Raw genomic sequence first — 18092 nt, 5'->3', positions numbered from 1 at the left:
TATCACGCTGATGTTTGTATCAACAGGGAAAACAGATGATCCAAAAGATTACAAATCTGTGACAGGATGCTCTGCGTTGGCAGAGCTTCTTTTTTTATTCAAAAAATATTTACATAAATCAAAAAATAAGTTCAGATGGTGTTTACAAAAATGGATTACGATGGAATAGAAAAAGAGGAAAGGGGAGAAAAGCGGATGGCGTTTCTTGAGCTGGTTGAGGTGACGAAATCGTATGGAGGCAAAAAGAGCGCGGTCGAGAATGTGAATGTCGCGATTGAATCAGGGGAGTTTTTTGTTCTTGTCGGCCCATCGGGATGCGGCAAAAGCACGATTTTGCGGCTGATCGCTGGCCTTGAGCCGCTGACATCAGGATATGTATTGATCGATGGACAAGTGGCGAATGATTGGCCCCCTCACGCCCGCCGGTTATCGATGGTCTTTCAAAATTATGCGCTATATCCCCATTTGACGGTGGAGCAAAATATGCGGATTGTCTTGCAGGCGCAAAAGGTGCCGAAAGAAGAACAAGTGAAACGTTGCATGGAAGCGGCGGAATTGCTTGGATTGACCGATGTGCTGCATAGGAAGCCGCGGGAATTGTCAGGGGGGCAGCGTCAACGCGTTGCCTTAGGGCGAGCGATTGTCGCGCAGACTCCGCTTTGTTTGATGGATGAACCGCTCTCCAATTTAGATGCCAAGCTGCGTGCGAAAATGAGGAGCGAGCTTCGACGTTTGCAACGTCAGCTCGGCATGACTGTGATTTATGTCACGCACGATCAGACGGAAGCGATGACCATGGCTGACCGGATGATGATTTTGCATGACGGCCGTCCGCAACAAATCGGCAGTCCGCTTGATGTATACAATAGCCCAGATAACACGTTTGTCGCTTCATTTATCGGAACACCGCCGATGAATTTGGCGGAAGCGCATGTGCTGAACCATTCCCTCTTATTGCAAAACGAGCGGCCCATCCGTCTTCGGCGTCGTTCTTTGCCGAAGGCTGAACGGGTGATCGTCGGACTGCGGCCGGAACATATTGAGCCGGCGGAATCAGGAGAAGAATCTATGGCCGTCAAAGTCAGCCATGTCGAGTGGCTCGGCAATGAAACGTTAGTGACGTTTGAGTTGGCAAAAAATCTTTATTGGACAGCACGATGGAATGGACAATGGCGCATCCGTTTGGGAGAAGTGGTGCCATTGACGTTTGATGAGCAGGATTTCCTGTTTTTCGATGCGTCTGGAAAGCGAATTGGAGCCCCGTCCATCAAGCGGGAGGAGGTGTGGGTTCACCAATGAATGAGCGTGTTTCAACGGTTCCCTCCCCAGCGCCATGGTCGGTCCGGACGAAGCGGGAGGCGCGGCAGGCCGCAATAAAATCGTGGTTGGAAGGGATGGTGTATCTTTGTCCTTCGCTCCTACTGTTTGGCGTGTTTCTCTTTTACCCGTTGGGGAGAACGATGTATTTAAGCGTGTTTCACACCGATTATCAAGGGCACCCGACGGAATTTGTCGGTTTGGCGCATTTTGTTGCTCTTCTTCAAGATGCATCGTTTTGGCATAGTTTGAAGGCGACGGTTCTATTTGCGGCGCTCACTGTCCCGACGACGGTCGCCGTTTCGTTCGGTTTAGCGTTGCTCGCTCATGAAACACGGAAAGGAATCGGGATCTTTCGGACGATTTTTGCCTCTACGATGGGGATGAGCGTGGGAGTCGCTTCGGTGATTTGGATGTTTATGTACAATCCGGCGATCGGGATCATCAATCGTTTGGTGTCCGCGATCGGCGGGACTCCTGTTTCATGGCTTCTTGACCAGGACACGGCATTGTATGCGGTGGCGGCGGCGACGATCTGGATGAATATCGGACTGACCTTTTTATTGTTGCTGGCCGGTCTGCAAAACATCGATCCATCCTTGTACGAAAGCGCCCGCATCGCTGGAATGAGCTATTGGCGGCAGCTGTGGACAGTGACTGTGCCGCTGTTGTCGCCAACGTTGTTTTTTGTCACGACGGTCTCGCTTATTCAAGCGCTGCAAACGTTTGGACAAATTGACTTTTTAACGAAAGGCGGGCCGGTGGAGGCTACGAATGTGTTCGTTTACGCGATTTACCGGGAAGCGTTCGTCAACTATCAGTTTGGTTCCGCGAGCGCGCAAGCCCTTGTCCTTTTTCTCATCATCGCCATCGTCACGTTTTTGCAGTTTCGGTTTGCTGAGAGGAAGGTGCACTACCAATGAAAATAGCGCGGGCAACGGCTCACTATGTGTTGTTATGCCTATGCTCGGTTGTCATCTTGTTTCCAGTGGCTTATGCTCTTCTGATGAGTTTGATGGATGGAGCCGCTATTTTGTCAGGACGCCTATGGCCTGAGAAGGGGACATTGGTCAATTATGAGGCCGCGTTTCAACAGGCTCCGCTTGGGAGATATTTATGGAACAGCTTTTTTGTGGCTTTCATGATTACAGTGGGGCGCCTCATCGTGTCAAGTCTCGCCGCTTTCGCTTTTGTGTTTCTCCGCTTTCCCGGTCGGGATCGGTGGTTTTACGTGTGCATTGCCACGATGCTCGTTCCGTGGGAAGCGACTGTGATCCCAAATTTTTTGACCATCCAAGCGCTTGGCTGGACAAACCATTACGCAGGACTCATCGTGCCGTTTTGGGCGATGGCGTTTGGCATCTTTTTATTGCGGCAACAGTTTAAGCAAATTCCGCACGAGCTGTATGAGGCGGCGCAGTTATCTGGGATGGGGAATTTCCGCTTTTTTTGCCGCGTCGTGCTGCCGCTTTCAAAAACGAGTTTGGTGACGCTGGCTGTTTATAGTTTTTTGGACGCTTGGAATATGTATTTATGGCCGCTGCTCGTTACAAACGATGACCGTGTCCGCACCGTGCAGATCGGGCTCAAGCAGCTGCAGACGCAAGAGATCGCCAGCAGCTGGGGCGTCGTTATGGCAGCGGCGGTTATCGCGATGCTTCCAACTTTGTTGCTGTTGTTTGCTGGACAGAAGCAATTGCGAAAAGGGCTTATGCAAGGAGCGATTCAATAGCGAGGAGGAGAAACAAGATGAGAAAGGTTTTAGCCAGTTTCTTAGCTTTAATGTTTATTGGATTTGCCGCGGGATGCTCAAGCGAAGATGCGGGCGAAGCGGCGGGAGGCAAAACAGAAGTGGTGTTTTGGCATTCGATGAGCGGGGATTTGGAGCCGGTCTTAAATGACATTGTCGCTGATTTTAACCAAACCCATCCAGAGATTGAGGTGAAGCCAGTATTTCAAGGCACCTATGAGGAGGCGCTGACGAAATGGAATGCGGCAGCAGGGACAAAAGACGCCCCGACGATCATGCAGACGTTTGAAGTCGGAACAAAGCATATGATCGACAGTGGAAAGATTGTTCCAGTGCAAACGTGGATCGATAAAGACAAGTATGATGTCTCACAATGGGAGAAAAACATTGTCAATTATTATACCGTGAACGGGCGGATTTACTCGATGCCATTTAACTCATCCACCCCTGTACTCATTTATAACAAAGATGCGTTCCGCGAAGCCGGGCTTGATCCGGAAAAACCGCCTCTCACCTATAGCGAGTTGAAGGAAGCGGCGAAAAAGCTGACAAAGAAAAAAGGAAAAGAAACCGAACGGTACGGATTCTCGATTTTGAACTACGGCTGGTTTTTTGAAGAAATGGTGGCCGTACAAGGCGGACTGTATGTGAACAACAACAATGGACGGAGCAGTGATGCGACAAAAGCGGTATTCAATGGAGATGAGGGGAAGCGCGTATTTGAGCTGATCAGCGACATGTACCGAGACGGCACGTTTTACAACGCCGGTCAAAACTGGGACGACATGCGCGCCGCCTTCCAAGCAGGAAAAATCGCCATGTATTTGGATTCGTCCGCTGGTGTAAAAACGTTGATCGATAACTCGCCATTTGACGTTGGCGTTTCGTATTTGCCTGTCCCGGATGGCGTGGAACGTCAAGGCGTCGTAATTGGCGGCGCTTCGCTCTGGATGATGAAAGGAAGCAGCGAAAAGGAGCAAAAAGCGGCGTGGGAGTTCATGAAATACTTGACAACCGCTCCTGTCCAAGCTGAGTGGCATGTGCGCACAGGGTATTTTGCCATTAACCCGGCTGCGTACGATGAGCCGCTCGTCAAAGAGGAGTGGGCGAAATACCCACAATTAAAAGTGACGGTGGATCAGCTGCATGAAACAAAATCAACCCCTGCTACCCAAGGGGCGCTCATCACCGTCTTCCCTGAATCTCGGCAACATGTCGTGAAAGCGATGGAACGGTTGTACGAAGGAATCGATCCGCAAAACGCGCTCGATCAGGCGGCGGAAGAGACAAATCGGGTGTTGCAGGAGGCCGGAAACTGACCTGACCAACCGGACAAGCGTCCAGGTGGAGCTGCCGGATAGGCAAATCTGTTTATTGCAAAATAAAAATACAGAGTTCTGCAACGAAAAGTGCAGAGCTGAAGGCAAAGAAAAAAAGGCTTGCCAGCCTCTAACATTTCCTCTACTGTGGAAGTTGTGAACACATAACCAAACAGTGGAGGAGCGAAAGGATGCTGGCAATGCCCGAAATTAATCGTATCAGAAAACTGCGTGAAAAGAAAGGGTTATCGATTGCGGAAATTTCCCGTGAAACGGGATATAACTGGAGAACGGTCAAGAAATACGCAGATGAAGACATTTCTGTCCAACCAACCATCAAACGCAAAAAGGGGATGATGGAGGAAGAAGGGTACGGGCAAATCATTGATGACTGGTTGGAGGAGGATGCCAAGCTGCCGAGAAAACAACGGCGAACGAACAAGACGATGTTTGAAGCGCTTTGTCGTGACCATGGATTTCAAGGCTCGTATCGCACCGTTTGCGCGTACGTGCAAAAACGAAGACCGCAGCTCAAGCTCGAGAAAGAACAGCGCTATGAACGACTGGAGCACCCGCCAGGCGAGGCGCAGGTGGATTTCGGGAAGATGACGGTTGTGACGAAGGAGGGGAAGGAAGAAGAGCGATCGGTTTTGATCATGAGCTTTCCCTATAGCAACGCTGCGTTTGCTTATCCGCTGCCGGCGGAAAACAGTGAATGCTTCCTCCACGGGTTGACGCAGCTGTTTCGTCAGGCTGGGGGAGTGCCAAAGGCATTGCGCATTGACAATTTGTCCGCGGCCATTGTGTCGATTCGAAAAGGGGGAGAACGCCGATTCACCGAGGCTTTTGAGAAATTCCAACTCTACTATCGGTTTGATGTACAAGTGTGCAATCCATACAGTGGACATGAGAAAGGAAATGCGGAGCGAAAAGTCTATTACACTCGCAACCTTTGTTTCATCCCCGCTCCATTGATGGAGTCGGATCCGGAGCTGGTGGAGTGGCTGCATCGCAAGATGGTCGAGGACCGAAACCGTCCTCATTATGAAAAGGGGCGGTGGATCGAGGAACTATGGCAGGAAGAACAACCAGAGCTGTTGGCGTTGCCGGAACAAGATCTTCCGATCTTCTCCCTCGATCACGCTTACGTGAATAAATACGGAGAAGTGATGGTGGATGGGAAGGCGTTCGTCGTCCATGGCCTGTCCGTCCCCAACCGGGTGTTGGTGAAGAAAGAATGGAATCGTTTCGTTGTGTTCTCTTCCGATGGAGACGTCCATCTTGAAGCGCCAAGGCCGTATACGAACGTGAAACGCGAAATCCCTTGGAAAGAGATTTTCGCTGAGTGGGAGACCAAACCCCGGGTTGTCGGACATTCCCGCTACCGGATGTACTTGCCGGAGGCGATCCGAATGTATCTGGCTGGCCCCCCGCCCCAGGTGGTGGCCCGTTTAAAAGGACTGCGAGCGCTGTTGGATCGGCACACGCTTTACGAAATCGCCCAGTGGCTCGAGGAGAGTCAGCGATGGGACTTGACTCCTCATGAAATCGGCGTGTTGATGGAAGCGAAGCACTCCTATTACCCGGACAAGTGGGAAGAATCATACACCCCTTCCGTTCTAATCGACTATGAAACGGATTTAACGGTGTATGATCAACGTCTTCATCCCGCTCGGGAAGGGAGTGTCCAGAAATGAGAGCAGAGGTGAAAGAGATTTGTAAAGCGCTGCATTTGGCCTATATCGCAGATCGATTCGAGGAGGTGAGATTCGAAACGAAAGAACAGTTTTTGCGGGATGTATTGGCGCTGGAACTGTCGTGCCGCCAAGAAGCGAAACAGGCTCGGCTGATCAAGAAAGCCAAGTTTCGGGAGTTGAAATGGCTGAAGGATTACGAATGGTCGGGTCATATCCATTGGCCAGCCACGACATCGAGGGAGGAACTGTGTGACCTTCGCTTTTTGGAGCGAAAGCAAAACGTTCTGCTTTTAGGTTCACCTGGAACGGGGAAAACCCATCTCGCCACAGCACTTGGCATTCAGGCGTGCCAACAAGGCCATGAGGTTCGGTTTTTCCGCGTCGCGGATCTTGTCGCCCAGCTGGAAGAGGCGTTGAAAAACGGCACGCTCGGACGGCTGAAACGAAGCCTCGACCCATGCGAACTGTTGATTTTGGATGAACTCGGCTATGTGCCGTTTCAAAAGCAAGGATCGGAACTGTTGTTTCATATTATCGCCGACTGTTACGAGCGAAAAAGCGTCATGGTGACATCGAATCTAGAATTTGGACAGTGGAATCGGGTGTTTGGGGACAACCGTTTGACGGCAGCGTTAGTGGATCGCTTGGTTCACCACGCCCACATCTTGGCCTTTACGGGAGAGAGCTATCGACTGCGGAACGCTCTCTCCGCGATCCAGCCGTCCTCTGCCCCCGGTCTGGAACCTTAAGTCTTGAGCTGGCAAGCCTATGTATTTTTTCTTGCACTTCTCTGCATTTTTTGCTTGCAAAAAACACAAATCCAATGCTCGTTCGGGAAACCGATCTCCTTAATCAGTGAAGGGTTCTGCAAGGACCAGGCATGGACAAGGGCATTTACGTGTAATGTCATACAGAACGATTAGCGATGGCAAAAAAGATTGCCATCGCTAATCGTGTTGATCGGAAAGTTATTCTAAAAAATCAAATAAATAATTTTTTCCAAACTGTAGGGTGCGAAATGTAAGTTGTATCGATTTTATTTTCTTAAATATTGCTTTTTTATTGAGTATGTTATAATCCAAAAAACACAAGGGGTATACACAAATAAAAATACATTATAGGCTATTTCAGGCTCCCCTATATATATTATTTTATCTACTCCAAAATTGATCGCCCAATATATTATTACGATAATAAAATAGGCTATAGCATGCAGGAGAAATGATATAGGAGGATTCATTTGATTTATTCTTTGTAATACGTAGTCTATCAATAAGGAGATTGGTATACCGAACAAAATAACTAGCGGAAGTACACATATTATAGAGTAGAGTAAGGACTTGACAAGAACTTCTAATAGTCCCTCTAAAATATTTAATTCCTTTGATACAGTGACACCTTTGGATTCAATTAGATAATATAAAAAACCTGAATTAATTGAAGTTAGTATCCCTGATATCAATTTTATCTTTATATCCCTAAACAATGAAATCCTCCCTCTAGAAATGTTTCCTTGATGAAAAGTCGTTAACGTCGTCTTCTTTTATCGTATCAACAGTTTGCGACTATTGTAAAGATGTTTTGTCACGGATTTAGGGAAGATATTGAAGATATTAAAGCGCCAAAATCATAGAGTTTTCTTCGTGATACACCGGTGGCTATGTCGTTGACAATGGTGCTGTTATTTTTTGTCGTTGCTCCGTTTGCCGGAAAATCGTTTATCGAGAAGGAGTTAAGCGGCGGTGTCAATTTTCTTGTCTTCTCTCTTATGCAAGGAATCACGTTTGCTGCAGGAGTCTATGTCGTACTAGCAGGCGCACTGGTCACAGGTGCGCCGCTCATGGGGGTACATCCTAACCCGATGGGACGGGGTGATGACACCCCCCTAAACTTGGGCGTTGTCCGAACCAGAAATGGATGAGGACGCAAATGATCCAAGAATCCCATGCCTTTAAGCGTGTGGAGTGTCAATCTACTTTCTTCAGCAAATACATCTCCTCCTCCACTCTCGCGATGCGGCCAAGTTGATAATCAAGCCGCTGATGAATGAGGGAGATGTCTTCTTTTGTCGCCATTTGCTCGCGAAGTCGGGAGAGCTGGTCTTTTGTTGCCATCTGCTCGCGAATGCCGGCCATTTCTCCGCGGAGGCTGGCGATTTCATGGCGCATGCCGTCTTGAATGCTGCGCTGTTCGAGTTGATTGTCGCGGATCGCTTTGATCATTTCCGTGTTTTCTTTCATCTGCTCCTTCAGCCAGCGCAGCTTTTCTTCCTGTTTGTCCACTCGTTGTTCAAGTTGGCCTAATTTTTGCTTCACCGTTTGCATGTCTTGTTTCAGGACGGACATGTCATCGACAAGCCCTTGGACAAGCGTCGTTAACTGCCGCAACAGCTCTTCCATGAAGAAACCTCCTTACATTATTAAAGATGGGATTCACTTGGGGCGTTTCGACCATGAAACGTGAGGAGGACAAGGTGTGGAATTCGGGGAGGAAACGCCTGCAAGCTCATTATATCATGGCTTGGCTAGGGCATCACTCCTAAATTGAGGGAAAGAAAAGGGATAAATAGGGGGTGTGTTGAATACGTCATTAGCAGAAGTTTTCGTCTTTTGAAGAAAATAGATGGATAGGAGAGGGAAGATGAACGCATGGATCAAGAGGAGAAATGCGGCGCTTATATGCATGGCGTCTGTCTTTTTATTTTCTTGCAGCAATGCGGCTGATCGCGGCGTCGAGGAAGTGCTGGCGGCGCCAACCGCGGGGCAAACAATCGAGCATCTACCGTTGCCGAGTCCGATCGATAAGATGGCGATAGCGTCAGCCTCTGCCAAACAAGCGGCGCCGAACCCGAACGAAGTGCGCATCACCATCAGCGCGGCGGGCGATGTGACGCTTGGGCGTGATGAAAACTACGGTTATGCGTATTCGTTTGATGAAGAAGTGAAAAAGCACGGCTTGCGCTATTTTACGAAATACATTGAGCCGATCTTCAAGAAAGATGATTTTACGACCGTCAATTTGGAAACGACGCTGACCACTTCGACGCGGAAGGCAAGCAAGAAATTTCGTTTTCGCGGCCACCCGAGTTATGCGAAAATCTTAACCTATGGCGGCATTGAGGCGGTGAATCTGGCCAATAATCATACATACGATTACTTGCAACGAGGATACAATGACACGATTGCCAGTTTAAAAAAGGAAAACATCGGTTATTTCGGCCGTACGCTTCGGCTCATGAAAACGGTCAAAGGCATTCAAGTCGGGGCGCTCGGCTATGAAGGTTGGAGCAATACCAGCACGTTGCGCAAGCAAATCGCCAACGATATTCGCACGCTTCGGAAACAAGGAGCCGACATCATTCTAGTCCATTTCCACTGGGGAGTGGAACGAAGCTATGTGCCAAACAGCACGCAAAAGGCGCTCGGCCGCTTTGCGATTGACAGCGGCGCCGATTTGGTCGTCGGCCATCACCCGCACGTCGTGCAAGGGATCGAGGAGTACAAAGGCAAATTTATTGTCTACAGTTTAGGGAATTTTATGTTTGGCGGAAACAAAAACCCGAGCGACAAAGATACGTTTGTTTTCCAGCAGGTGTTTTCTTTTCAAAACGGCAAGCGGACGGCCAAAAAAGAAATCCGCGTCATCCCGTTTCGCATTTCATCGGTGACGACAAGGAACAACTACCAGCCGATGCCGTTAGCGGGAGGGGAAGCAGCCCGAGTGAAACGGAAAATTGTCTCGCTGTCGGCGAAAATCAAAAAGCCGACTTGGGCCGCGTACGAAGTGAAGTAAAAAAGGATGGCCCTTGTTTCGGCCATCCTTTCGCTTTTTGCAAGGTTAAGAGCGATCATTGATTAAGTTGGCGACGAGCACGTACCGCTGCGGAGCAGGGCCGACGTAGCGGAACGGATAGCACGTGGAAACGGTGAGTGTCGCTTTCGGCTTTGGAACGATGACCGTCCGGTCGTCGGCGTCGACGATGCGCACTTTGCGCACTTTATAGGTGAATGTGCCGGCGGACGTACGGACGATCAAGAGATCGCCTTGGCCGACTTCGCCAAGACGGCGGAAGACCGTGTCGCGATGGCCAGAAAGCACGCAGTTGTCCGCCTCTCCTGGCAGGACACTGCCGGCGTAATGGCCGACCCCTTTTTCCAACTCGTTTTCATCTGTACCGTGGTAAATCGCTAGGCTCATGTTGAGCTTCGGGATGATGAGTTCGCCGATTTGTTCGCCGATTTTGGGCTGTTTTGGGTAGAGTGAACTTTGGATTTGCATCGGCGCAGCGCCTGTTTGTCTCTCTATTTCAACAGACAGCGGTTTGACCGCCTCCAAGCCGTTTTTCCACTTCAAGCCGCTAACGGCGGCTACGGCGATTCCTGCTGCGATCAAGCTTGCTCCAAAAAAGCGCACGAGCCGTTTCCGGTTCATTTATTTCGCCTCGGCTCCTTGGCGGAAGCGGACAAGGAATGCGCCGGCACCGATTAAGGTCAAACCAAAAAGCATATAAGCGGCATACGGGGATGCCGTCTTCGGCAGTTTCGCTCCGGCTTCGGTCCGCTTCAGCGGTTTCGGCGGCGCCGGTTTCACCACTTTTTCGATTTTCGCTGCCTGGCCGCTCTGTTGCAAGTCTTCGCCGATTTCATCGAATATGTCGGAGGCAAACATCTCTTCGGTCACGACAAAATCAGCCAGCAGCTCGCCGTCAGTGCTGTAAATTTCAACAAGCAAATCGTAGCCGTTCGCTGATTCCATTGTCAGCAGCGTCGACAGGCTGAGCGGCTTTTTCTCGCCACCTTTTGTCAAATAAAACTTCGCTTCCAGCTGAAATGTGGAAAGCAGGTCGGTCCATACATTGGCGATCTCAGCGATTTGCGTTGGCGATAGATCCGTCACGCTCGTAAAATCGTACGCACCGATCGCCTCAAGCCGTTGGCCGATTTCTTCCATTTTCTCGGCGAATTGCGGATCTTCCATATTCAGCGATTCAAAATGGTTATAGAGCTTTTCCAACTCTGCGTCCGTCAAACCAAGCTCGTCTAAATCCGGAAGCAAGTAGTCGATGACTGTCTCCGACAGTTCCTCGACCGTCGCATAATTGTCAAGCGAATCGCCGTTTTTAGACAGCAGTTTTTCCAATTGCGTTTTCGTCATGCCAATTTCTTGTAAAAATTTGTTTAATGTTTCTTCGGTCAACGGCGTCAAATTTCGATAATAATCGACGATATCTTTCAGCTCGCCGATCGAGTGGTAATCGGCCAACGATTCGCCGTGCCGATCAAGAAGGGCGATGAGCTCTTCCTTTGTCATTCCGCGTTCGTTTAGAAAGGCGGCCAGCGTTTCATCCGTGATTGGAACGGAGTAATCTTTAAACAGTTCGATATATTCTTCCAGATCATTGTAAAATAAAAACACATCAGTAATGGCCTGTGACTCTTCCATTTCTCCATTGTCGATGAGCATTTGTCGAAGCTGTTGTTCGGTCAATCCGTGTTTGGCGAGCAACTGAGCTAAATTTTCTTCCGTGAGCGGCTCGCCGAACTCACGGCGCATTTCGTCCACGCTGTCAAACTCATCGAGCGAATAGCCTTCATAGTCCAAATAATTTTCCAGCTCTTCGACTGTGATCCCTGCTTCATTTAAATACTGCTCTAAAGCTGGATCGTTGCGTTCAATGGCGAACGCTGAAGCTGGCCATACAGTGGCTATGGATGCGGCCAAGGCAAAAGGAACGATGTTTTTCATGTCGTGACCTCCGTTTGTTTGTATATACGAATTCAGTATATAGGAACATGAAAGGGACGAAAATAGTGAAATATATGGAAATTTTTATATAGAACACCCTCCCTGTTTACATCTAATGTTTTCCACGTATGACTTTTTAGAGGCAACGTATGCTAACCGTTGAACGGGAGCTGTCGAGCAAAAGGAGGTGGAGGTACAATGGATCGCTTATTCCGTCTGTTCCGCGTTCAGCGCGGCCGCGGGTTGTGGAATCCATGGTTGGGGGTTGTTAGACGGCGAAGAAACCATAACGCCATTTGGACGCTCGTCAGCGTAAGCTTAGGAGCGGTGGCAGCCGCGATGTTGGGGGCGAGACAAGGGAGACGCATGGCGCCGATGACGCAAGGACCGATGCGAAACGTGATTCGCGGCCTCAACCGCTGGATGAGCCGGCGGATGGGAACGATGCAGCCTGCTGCGGCGGAGTTTGCCGAAGAAATGACTCCAGAGCGTCCGGGCAATCAGCAGGACAAATAACGGTTTTTTGCGTGTCCCACAAGCCGGCGGTATTGCGCTCGCCGGCTTTTTCTATGTCGCCTGGTTTGATGGTTCGTGCATATGGGCGACACGAACGCTGCAGTGAATGGACAAAATCATGGTGAAAAGGGGATTCAATAGTGCCAGCAGATGACGGAAAGAAACGGGTTGTGATGTTGGTGAACCGATTCATTGATGTATCCTGCTTCGGAGATCAATATAAAAGAATGGGTATTATCACTTCTTGAAAGTGGAAACGACGGAATGAAACGTGGCGAGTTGGCGTAAGGGAGTGTACGGCAAAAACAAATGTGGGGAAACGAGTCAGACAGTGGAGCAACGTTGCTCTACTGTTTCAAGGCTTTTGAGGAAACCCGATGGGATGTAACGCGTCCCGTCGTTTTTTCTTGATCAAGACGACCGTTTCTGTTCCATATAATTCAAAAGCCATGAGCCACCTCGGGTCGAATGAAAGGATACAATAAAGATTATAAATTTTCATTTTTTTCAGTCTAATGATTGACAACACGTTTGAATTTCCGTATTATTATGTTAAACTGACGATATTAAATAAAACATAATAATAAGAGGTGTCTAGCCGATGCCGGTACGCGGGGAGGTGCGCTGCGCGTTTTGCGGCTCAACGAACGTAGCGCCGCTATCGATGTTTGGAACCGCTCAGCTTGTGTCGCAATATTATTGCCATCGATGCAAAAGTGTGTTTGAACGGGTAAGATGGAGAAACGATGACAAGGGGAAAGGGGAGGTCATTCATGAAGATTAAGAGACATTATCCGCTGTTCATTAATGGCCAGCATGTCGAAAGCAGCAACGGCGAAGTGTTTGAGGTGATCAATCCGGCGACAGAAGAAGTGATCGCGACGGTCGCCAAGGCGACAAAAGCGGACGTAGACCGGGCTGTCGAAGCGGCGCGCGCGGCGTTTGAATCGGGAAAATGGCCGAAAATGACGGCTGCGAAACGGGGACGCTTGCTGAATCAAATCGCCAGCCTTATGAGAGAGCGATTCGACGATTTCGTGTACGCGGAAGTGCTAAATAGCGGCAAAACCGTCGATGCAGCGAAAGGGCAAATTTTGCAGGCGATTGAGGATTTTGAATTTTACGCGGCCGCGGCGATCACGCTGCAAGGGGATACCAACCAAGTTCCAAACGGATTTTTCAACTATACAGTGAAAGAGCCGGTTGGCGTATGCGGCCAAATTATCCCGTGGAACTATCCGCTGATGATGGCGGCTTGGAAGGTGGCCCCAGCACTGGCGGCAGGATGTACAGTCGTGTTAAAGCCGGCCAGTTACACGCCGATCACTGCTTACATGTTGGCGGAAATTTGCCAAGAAGCTGGGGTTCCTGACGGGGTTGTTAACGTGATTACGGGAAGCGGTTCCGAAATCGGTCCGTATATGATCGAACACCCGGGGATTGATAAAGTGGCTTTCACCGGGGAGACGGAAACCGGCAAAGACATTATGCGCCGCGCCTCTGGCACGTTGAAGCGGGTGACGCTCGAACTCGGCGGGAAATCCCCAAATATCGTGTTTGACGATTGTGATATAGAAGCGGCTGTCAATGGTTCACTTTACGGCATTTTTTACAATACGGGGCAATCGTGCGAAGCGCGCTCACGGCTATTTGTACACGAAGCCATTTACGATGAGTTTATGGAGAAATTTCTTGAAAAAGCTTCCCGCATCCGCGTCGGTAACCCGTTTGAAAAAGGGGTACATATGGGAGCGGTCATTTCGCGAAGCCATCAGCAAGTAATTGACAGCTATGTGAAGCTGGCAGTAGAGGAAGGCGGCGAGGTTTTGTACGGGGGAAAAATTCCCGAAGGTGAAGAGTTCGAGAAAGGCTACTGGTATATGCCGACAGTAATCGGAAACGTCAAAAATGACATGCGCGTGGCACAGGAAGAAATTTTCGGGCCGGTCGTTGTCGTTATGAAGTTTCGCGACGAAGAAGAGGTCATTCAACAAGCGAACGAGACGATTTTCGGCTTAGGGTCGGCTGTATGGACGAAAGACCACGGAAGAGCCCATCGCGTCGCTTCGCGCATCCGAGCTGGAATTGTCATGGTGAACTCGCCGATTTCCGCTTTCCCAGGTACGCCATTTGGCGGGTACAAACAGTCGGGATTTGGCCGTGAGCTGGCGCTTGAAACGTTAAATTTGTACACCGAAACGAAAAGTGTCGTCTCTTATATCGGCAGCAAGCCATTGAACTTGTTTGGCATTTAACAAGACAGCCTGTAGGTGAATATCACCGTAGCTATGGTAAGCAGTGCTTAACATATATCATTCTATTATTTATGGAGGGATGAAAATGGCGAATGTCCTAACAGTGGAGAAAAAATATTTGACGGTCGTTAAAGAAGAGGGGATTGCGGAAATTCACTTGCATATTAACAAGTCGAACTCGTATGATTTGGAATTTTACAAGGAGTTTAACGCGGCGATTGATGACATTCGCTTCGATCCGGACATCAAAGTGGTCATTATCATGAGCGATGTGCCGAAGTTTTTCTCGGCTGGGGCGGACATCAACTTTTTACGTTCGGCCGATCCGCGGTTCAAAACGCAATTTTGCCTGTTCTGCAACGAGACGCTCGATAAAATCGCCCGCTCGCCGCAAGTGTACATCGCCTGCTTAGAAGGGCATACAGTCGGCGGGGGCTTGGAGATGGCGTTAGCGTGCGACTTGCGGTTTATGGGCGATGAAGCCGGGAAAATCGGGCTGCCGGAAGTGACGCTCGGGGTGTTGGCCGGGACGGGAGGAACGCAGCGGCTGGCACGGTTGGTCGGCTATTCGCGTGCGTTGGATATGAACATTACCGGGGAAACGATCACTCCACAAGAAGCGCTGGATATCGGGTTGGTGAACCGGGTGTTCCCGCAGGCAGAAACGAGAGAGCGGACGCGGGAGTACGCGCGCAAACTTGTCAACATCGCGACGTATGCGATTTCGAATATCAAGCTGTCGATCATGAACGGGAAAGAAATGCCGCTGAACGTGGCGATCCGCTATGAAGGCGAGCTGCAAAACTTGTTGTTCCGTTCGGAAGACGCCAAAGAAGGATTGAGTGCATTTTTGGAAAAACGTCAGCCAAATTGGGAAGGGGTTTAAACATATTTTTTATGCATATCGGCCGGTTTGGTCGATATATTTTTGTGTAAAAACAATTATTCTCGATTGAAAAAGAGTGGGAAAATGTAACATAATAAAAGAAAAATCTGAAAAAAGACAGGTGTTGTCGTAATGAAGCCAAGGGCACTTATGTTTACGCTATTTGGAGAATATATTCAACATTATGGGAATGAAGTTTGGATTGGAAGTTTGATCCAGATGATGTCCCACTTCGGCATTTCCGAGTCGTCCATTCGTGGGGCGGCGCTCAGGATGGTGCAACAAGAATTTTTTGAGGTGCGGAAAATCGGCAATAACAGCTATTACTCACTGACGCCAAAAGGGAAGCGGACAATGATGGATGGATTCACACGCGTCTATTCGTTGCGAAACTACAAATGGGATGGCCGTTGGCGCGTGTTAACGTATTCCGTTCCAGAAGAAAAACGGGAGCTGCGCAGCCAAATCCGCAAAGAATTAAGTTTGATGGGGTTTGGTCTTATTTCTCACGGGACATGGGCGAGCCCGAATCCGATTGAACCACAAGTCATGGAATGGATAAAAGATTATCATTTAGAGCCATATGTCATTTTGTTTACGGCGGACTCCATCGTGTCACACAGCAACGAACAAATCATCGAACGCGGTTGGGATTTTGCTTATATCGCCAAAGAGTATGACAAATTTATTGAAACGTACGAACGAAAGTATGAGGAGTTTCAAAAGCAAGCTTGGAACAATGAATTGACCGATCGCGAATGTTTTATTGAGCGAACAAAACTCGTACATGAATACCGGAGCTTTTTCTTTATTGACCCGGGGTTTCCACATGACTTATTGCCCGATGATTGGAGCGGGACGAGAGCTCGGGAGTTGTTTTTCAATGTCCATCAGCTGCTTGCTATTCCCGCCATTCGTTACTTTGAAACGTTATTTGAGCCCGCTCCGGACCGTGAATCGGTGTTCAACCGCGATAGGGCGATCAACCCGTTTATGGAGATAATTTAGAGCGCTGGTGAAAAGTGTGATTTCTTGATAGTGGTCGTTTTGGTGAACTCTAAACAATCAAGATTTATATACTAGAGAAATGTCTTTTTGTACTCTCACTTTTTTAAAGGGGGTGAAAAGCGCTATAATCAGCAGAACGCAAATTTGAAGAAAGTTTTAGGTTGTGCGCCTTTTCATATTGAAAGATTCCTATCACACAATGACCTATGAAATCACCGGTCTTTTAGCAATTGGGCTGAAAAAAATCGGAGGATTCGCCTTTCGATTGGCTGTTGCATGCGGGGAGAGACAAAGAGAACCATATAGAGGGGAGAGGAAATAGAAATGCTACATAAAGAAATTGAAACAGTGGGGGATGGAATTTATCGCGTTCCGATTCCTGTTCCGTTTCCGATGAAGTATGTGTATTGTTACGTATGTCGAGAGGCGGACGGTTGGAGTTTGATCGACGTTGGATTTCGTTGGCCTGAAGCCATGCGCGCTTGGGAAGCGGCATTCCGGCAATTAGGAATCAAGCCGCGGCACATTCGCGCCATTTACATCACCCATTTTCATCCTGATCATTTTGGTCTTGCCGGTTGGATGCAGCAACAGACGGAAGCGCCGATATGGATTAGTGAACCGGATTATGCGATGGCCGAGCGGGTATGGGGGGAAGAGAGCGCCCAAGCGAGCGAAGTCGCTGCGCTGTTTCTCCGTCATGGCGTTCCAGATGAACTTGTGTCTGAAATAGAAGAGAACATGTGGAGGTTGTCATTGCGCGTCAGCCCGTTTCCAGTGCTAACGATTTTAGATCGCCATGAAATTGTGCTTGGGCAGCGGCGTTGGACGGTCATTCCGGTTCCGGGACATAGTGACGGTCTAGTCAGTTTTTATCAGCCAGAGTCGCGCCAACTGTTAGTATCAGATCATGTTCTTGACCGCATTACCCCAAATATTAGCGTATGGCCGGGTGCTCATCCGAACCCGTTAGAGCAATATTTTTCTTCTTTGCGTAAAGTGGAGGAGCTCGATGTTGATGTTGCCCTGCCCGCCCATGGCGCAGTGATTCGTCAATTTCGCGAGCGGATCGGCGATATTTTCCGCCATCACGAACAACGATTGCAAAAGATGAAAGCGCTGACAAAAGGAGGGTGCACCGCCTATGAAGTAGCTAATCTCGTGTTCGGCCATAAGCCGCTGACAGCACATCAATGGCGGTTTGCGGTGGCAGAAACGTTAGCGCATTTGGAATATTTGCGATCCATTGGCCAAGTACAAAAAGAGGAATATCACGATGTAATCGTGTATGCGTCATAACGAATAGCCAGCTGTACAGGCAGCTAGGCTCTTTTTTTTTGGCGAGTTAAACAGCGTGGTCTCGTGTTGCATGCATTTAATTGCATGAAAAATATACGGACGGAAAACAAACATTGTGTGTTATAAGGGATGATCTAAGAAGATTGATTAAAGAAAATGAGTAAGATATTTAGATAACCTAAGGAAAATAGAGAAAAATAAAATTTTCAGATTTTTTCTATTTTTAAGTTGACAATAGAGTTTATAGTGTATTAATATTATGTACAGAATACGATAGTTTAAAAAACGTAATAAAGAGGG

General features: G+C 48.7%; 16 protein-coding genes and 1 pseudogene. 14 read left to right on the top strand and 3 right to left on the bottom strand.

What is annotated here, in order from left to right:
• Positions 1-195: 195 nt before the first annotated feature.
• The 7 genes and pseudogenes from IC804_RS01980 to IC804_RS01950 all read left to right on the top strand — a co-directional run.
• Positions 196-1299, top strand: coding sequence for an ABC transporter ATP-binding protein (locus IC804_RS01980; protein WP_033012400.1), 1104 nt, complete (start codon positions 196-198; stop codon positions 1297-1299).
• Positions 1296-2240: a carbohydrate ABC transporter permease gene (locus IC804_RS01975; protein ID WP_021322413.1), complete on the top strand. Its 945-nt coding sequence runs from the start codon at positions 1296-1298 to the stop codon at positions 2238-2240. The genes IC804_RS01980 and IC804_RS01975 overlap by 4 nt, the downstream gene beginning before the upstream one ends.
• Entirely contained in the window at positions 2237-3049 is an 813-nt protein-coding gene (locus IC804_RS01970) for a carbohydrate ABC transporter permease (RefSeq protein ID WP_025039051.1), read from the top strand. The genes IC804_RS01975 and IC804_RS01970 overlap by 4 nt, the downstream gene beginning before the upstream one ends.
• Before the next feature lie 17 nt (positions 3050-3066).
• A complete protein-coding gene (locus IC804_RS01965) occupies positions 3067-4386 on the top strand; it encodes an ABC transporter substrate-binding protein (RefSeq protein WP_014196063.1) in 1320 nt (439 codons plus the stop codon).
• A 191-nt stretch (positions 4387-4577) separates the two neighbouring features.
• Entirely contained in the window at positions 4578-6083 is a 1506-nt protein-coding gene (gene istA, locus IC804_RS01960) for an IS21 family transposase (RefSeq protein WP_081157591.1), read from the top strand.
• Positions 6080-6832: an IS21-like element helper ATPase IstB gene (gene istB, locus IC804_RS01955; RefSeq protein ID WP_041468500.1), complete on the top strand. Its 753-nt coding sequence runs from the start codon at positions 6080-6082 to the stop codon at positions 6830-6832. The genes istA and istB overlap by 4 nt, the downstream gene beginning before the upstream one ends.
• Positions 6833-7689: 857 nt before the next feature.
• Positions 7690-7899, top strand: a pseudogene (locus tag IC804_RS01950) (PTS transporter subunit IIC); the annotation flags it as partial.
• A 151-nt stretch (positions 7900-8050) separates the two neighbouring features.
• Here the strand turns inward: IC804_RS01950 and IC804_RS01940 are convergent.
• Positions 8051-8482 carry a coiled-coil domain-containing protein gene (locus IC804_RS01940; RefSeq protein WP_081157608.1) on the bottom strand — a complete coding sequence of 144 codons (432 nt, stop codon included), beginning with the start codon at positions 8480-8482 and terminating at the stop codon, positions 8051-8053.
• A 241-nt stretch (positions 8483-8723) separates the two neighbouring features.
• Here IC804_RS01940 and IC804_RS01935 point away from each other — a divergent pair, with 241 nt between their 5' ends.
• Positions 8724-9875 (top strand): CapA family protein, encoded by a 1152-nt coding sequence (locus IC804_RS01935; protein ID WP_081157609.1) that lies wholly within the window; start codon positions 8724-8726, stop codon positions 9873-9875.
• A 45-nt stretch (positions 9876-9920) separates the two neighbouring features.
• Here the strand turns inward: IC804_RS01935 and IC804_RS01930 are convergent, their stop codons facing one another.
• A complete protein-coding gene (locus IC804_RS01930) occupies positions 9921-10514 on the bottom strand; it encodes a class D sortase (protein ID WP_033009519.1) in 594 nt (197 codons plus the stop codon).
• Positions 10515-11828, bottom strand: a complete 1314-nt coding sequence (locus IC804_RS01925; protein ID WP_081157610.1) for a processed acidic surface protein — start codon at positions 11826-11828, stop codon at positions 10515-10517. It lies immediately after the preceding gene.
• A gap of 198 nt (positions 11829-12026) precedes the next feature.
• Here IC804_RS01925 and IC804_RS01920 point away from each other — a divergent pair, with 198 nt between their 5' ends.
• The 6 genes from IC804_RS01920 to IC804_RS01895 all read left to right on the top strand — a co-directional run bounded on the left by IC804_RS01920 (position 12027) and on the right by IC804_RS01895 (position 17792).
• Positions 12027-12344 carry a hypothetical protein gene (locus IC804_RS01920; RefSeq protein ID WP_081157611.1) on the top strand — a complete coding sequence of 106 codons (318 nt, stop codon included), beginning with the start codon at positions 12027-12029 and terminating at the stop codon, positions 12342-12344.
• A gap of 601 nt (positions 12345-12945) precedes the next feature.
• Complete coding sequence (locus tag IC804_RS01915; RefSeq protein ID WP_081157612.1) at positions 12946-13128, top strand: PaaD-like zinc ribbon domain-containing protein; 183 nt, start codon at positions 12946-12948, stop codon at positions 13126-13128.
• Entirely contained in the window at positions 13118-14599 is a 1482-nt protein-coding gene (locus tag IC804_RS01910) for an aldehyde dehydrogenase family protein (protein WP_223812870.1), read from the top strand. The genes IC804_RS01915 and IC804_RS01910 overlap by 11 nt, the downstream gene beginning before the upstream one ends.
• Positions 14600-14678: 79 nt before the next feature.
• Complete coding sequence (locus IC804_RS01905; protein WP_370543780.1) at positions 14679-15485, top strand: enoyl-CoA hydratase/isomerase family protein; 807 nt, start codon at positions 14679-14681, stop codon at positions 15483-15485.
• Positions 15486-15617: 132 nt separating this feature from the next.
• Entirely contained in the window at positions 15618-16493 is an 876-nt protein-coding gene (locus IC804_RS01900) for a PaaX family transcriptional regulator (protein WP_011887583.1), read from the top strand.
• A gap of 324 nt (positions 16494-16817) precedes the next feature.
• The gene (locus IC804_RS01895) at positions 16818-17792 is read left to right on the top strand and encodes an MBL fold metallo-hydrolase (RefSeq protein ID WP_008880633.1); all 975 of its coding nucleotides are present in this window, start codon (positions 16818-16820) and stop codon (positions 17790-17792) included.
• Positions 17793-18092 lie beyond the last annotated feature (300 nt).

Source organism: Geobacillus sp. 47C-IIb, from assembly GCF_014679705.1.
GTDB classification, from domain to species: Bacteria; Bacillota; Bacilli; order Bacillales; family Anoxybacillaceae; genus Geobacillus; species Geobacillus thermodenitrificans.
Note: the sequence above shows the minus strand (reverse complement) of the source record. Positions and strands in the feature narration are given on the sequence as shown.

Coding starts and splice junctions, on each gene's coding strand:
- IC804_RS01980 (WP_033012400.1), top strand. CDS start 196: ATGGCGTTTCTTGAGCTGGTTGAGGTGACGAAATCGTATGGAGGCAAA.
- IC804_RS01975 (WP_021322413.1), top strand. CDS start 1,296: ATGAATGAGCGTGTTTCAACGGTTCCCTCCCCAGCGCCATGGTCGGTC.
- IC804_RS01970 (WP_025039051.1), top strand. CDS start 2,237: ATGAAAATAGCGCGGGCAACGGCTCACTATGTGTTGTTATGCCTATGC.
- IC804_RS01965 (WP_014196063.1), top strand. CDS start 3,067: ATGAGAAAGGTTTTAGCCAGTTTCTTAGCTTTAATGTTTATTGGATTT.
- istA (WP_081157591.1), top strand. CDS start 4,578: ATGCTGGCAATGCCCGAAATTAATCGTATCAGAAAACTGCGTGAAAAG.
- istB (WP_041468500.1), top strand. CDS start 6,080: ATGAGAGCAGAGGTGAAAGAGATTTGTAAAGCGCTGCATTTGGCCTAT.
- IC804_RS01940 (WP_081157608.1), bottom strand. CDS start 8,482: ATGGAAGAGCTGTTGCGGCAGTTAACGACGCTTGTCCAAGGGCTTGTC.
- IC804_RS01935 (WP_081157609.1), top strand. CDS start 8,724: ATGAACGCATGGATCAAGAGGAGAAATGCGGCGCTTATATGCATGGCG.
- IC804_RS01930 (WP_033009519.1), bottom strand. CDS start 10,514: ATGAACCGGAAACGGCTCGTGCGCTTTTTTGGAGCAAGCTTGATCGCA.
- IC804_RS01925 (WP_081157610.1), bottom strand. CDS start 11,828: ATGAAAAACATCGTTCCTTTTGCCTTGGCCGCATCCATAGCCACTGTA.
- IC804_RS01920 (WP_081157611.1), top strand. CDS start 12,027: ATGGATCGCTTATTCCGTCTGTTCCGCGTTCAGCGCGGCCGCGGGTTG.
- IC804_RS01915 (WP_081157612.1), top strand. CDS start 12,946: ATGCCGGTACGCGGGGAGGTGCGCTGCGCGTTTTGCGGCTCAACGAAC.
- IC804_RS01910 (WP_223812870.1), top strand. CDS start 13,118: ATGAAGATTAAGAGACATTATCCGCTGTTCATTAATGGCCAGCATGTC.
- IC804_RS01905 (WP_370543780.1), top strand. CDS start 14,679: ATGAAAATGGCGAATGTCCTAACAGTGGAGAAAAAATATTTGACGGTC.
- IC804_RS01900 (WP_011887583.1), top strand. CDS start 15,618: ATGAAGCCAAGGGCACTTATGTTTACGCTATTTGGAGAATATATTCAA.
- IC804_RS01895 (WP_008880633.1), top strand. CDS start 16,818: ATGCTACATAAAGAAATTGAAACAGTGGGGGATGGAATTTATCGCGTT.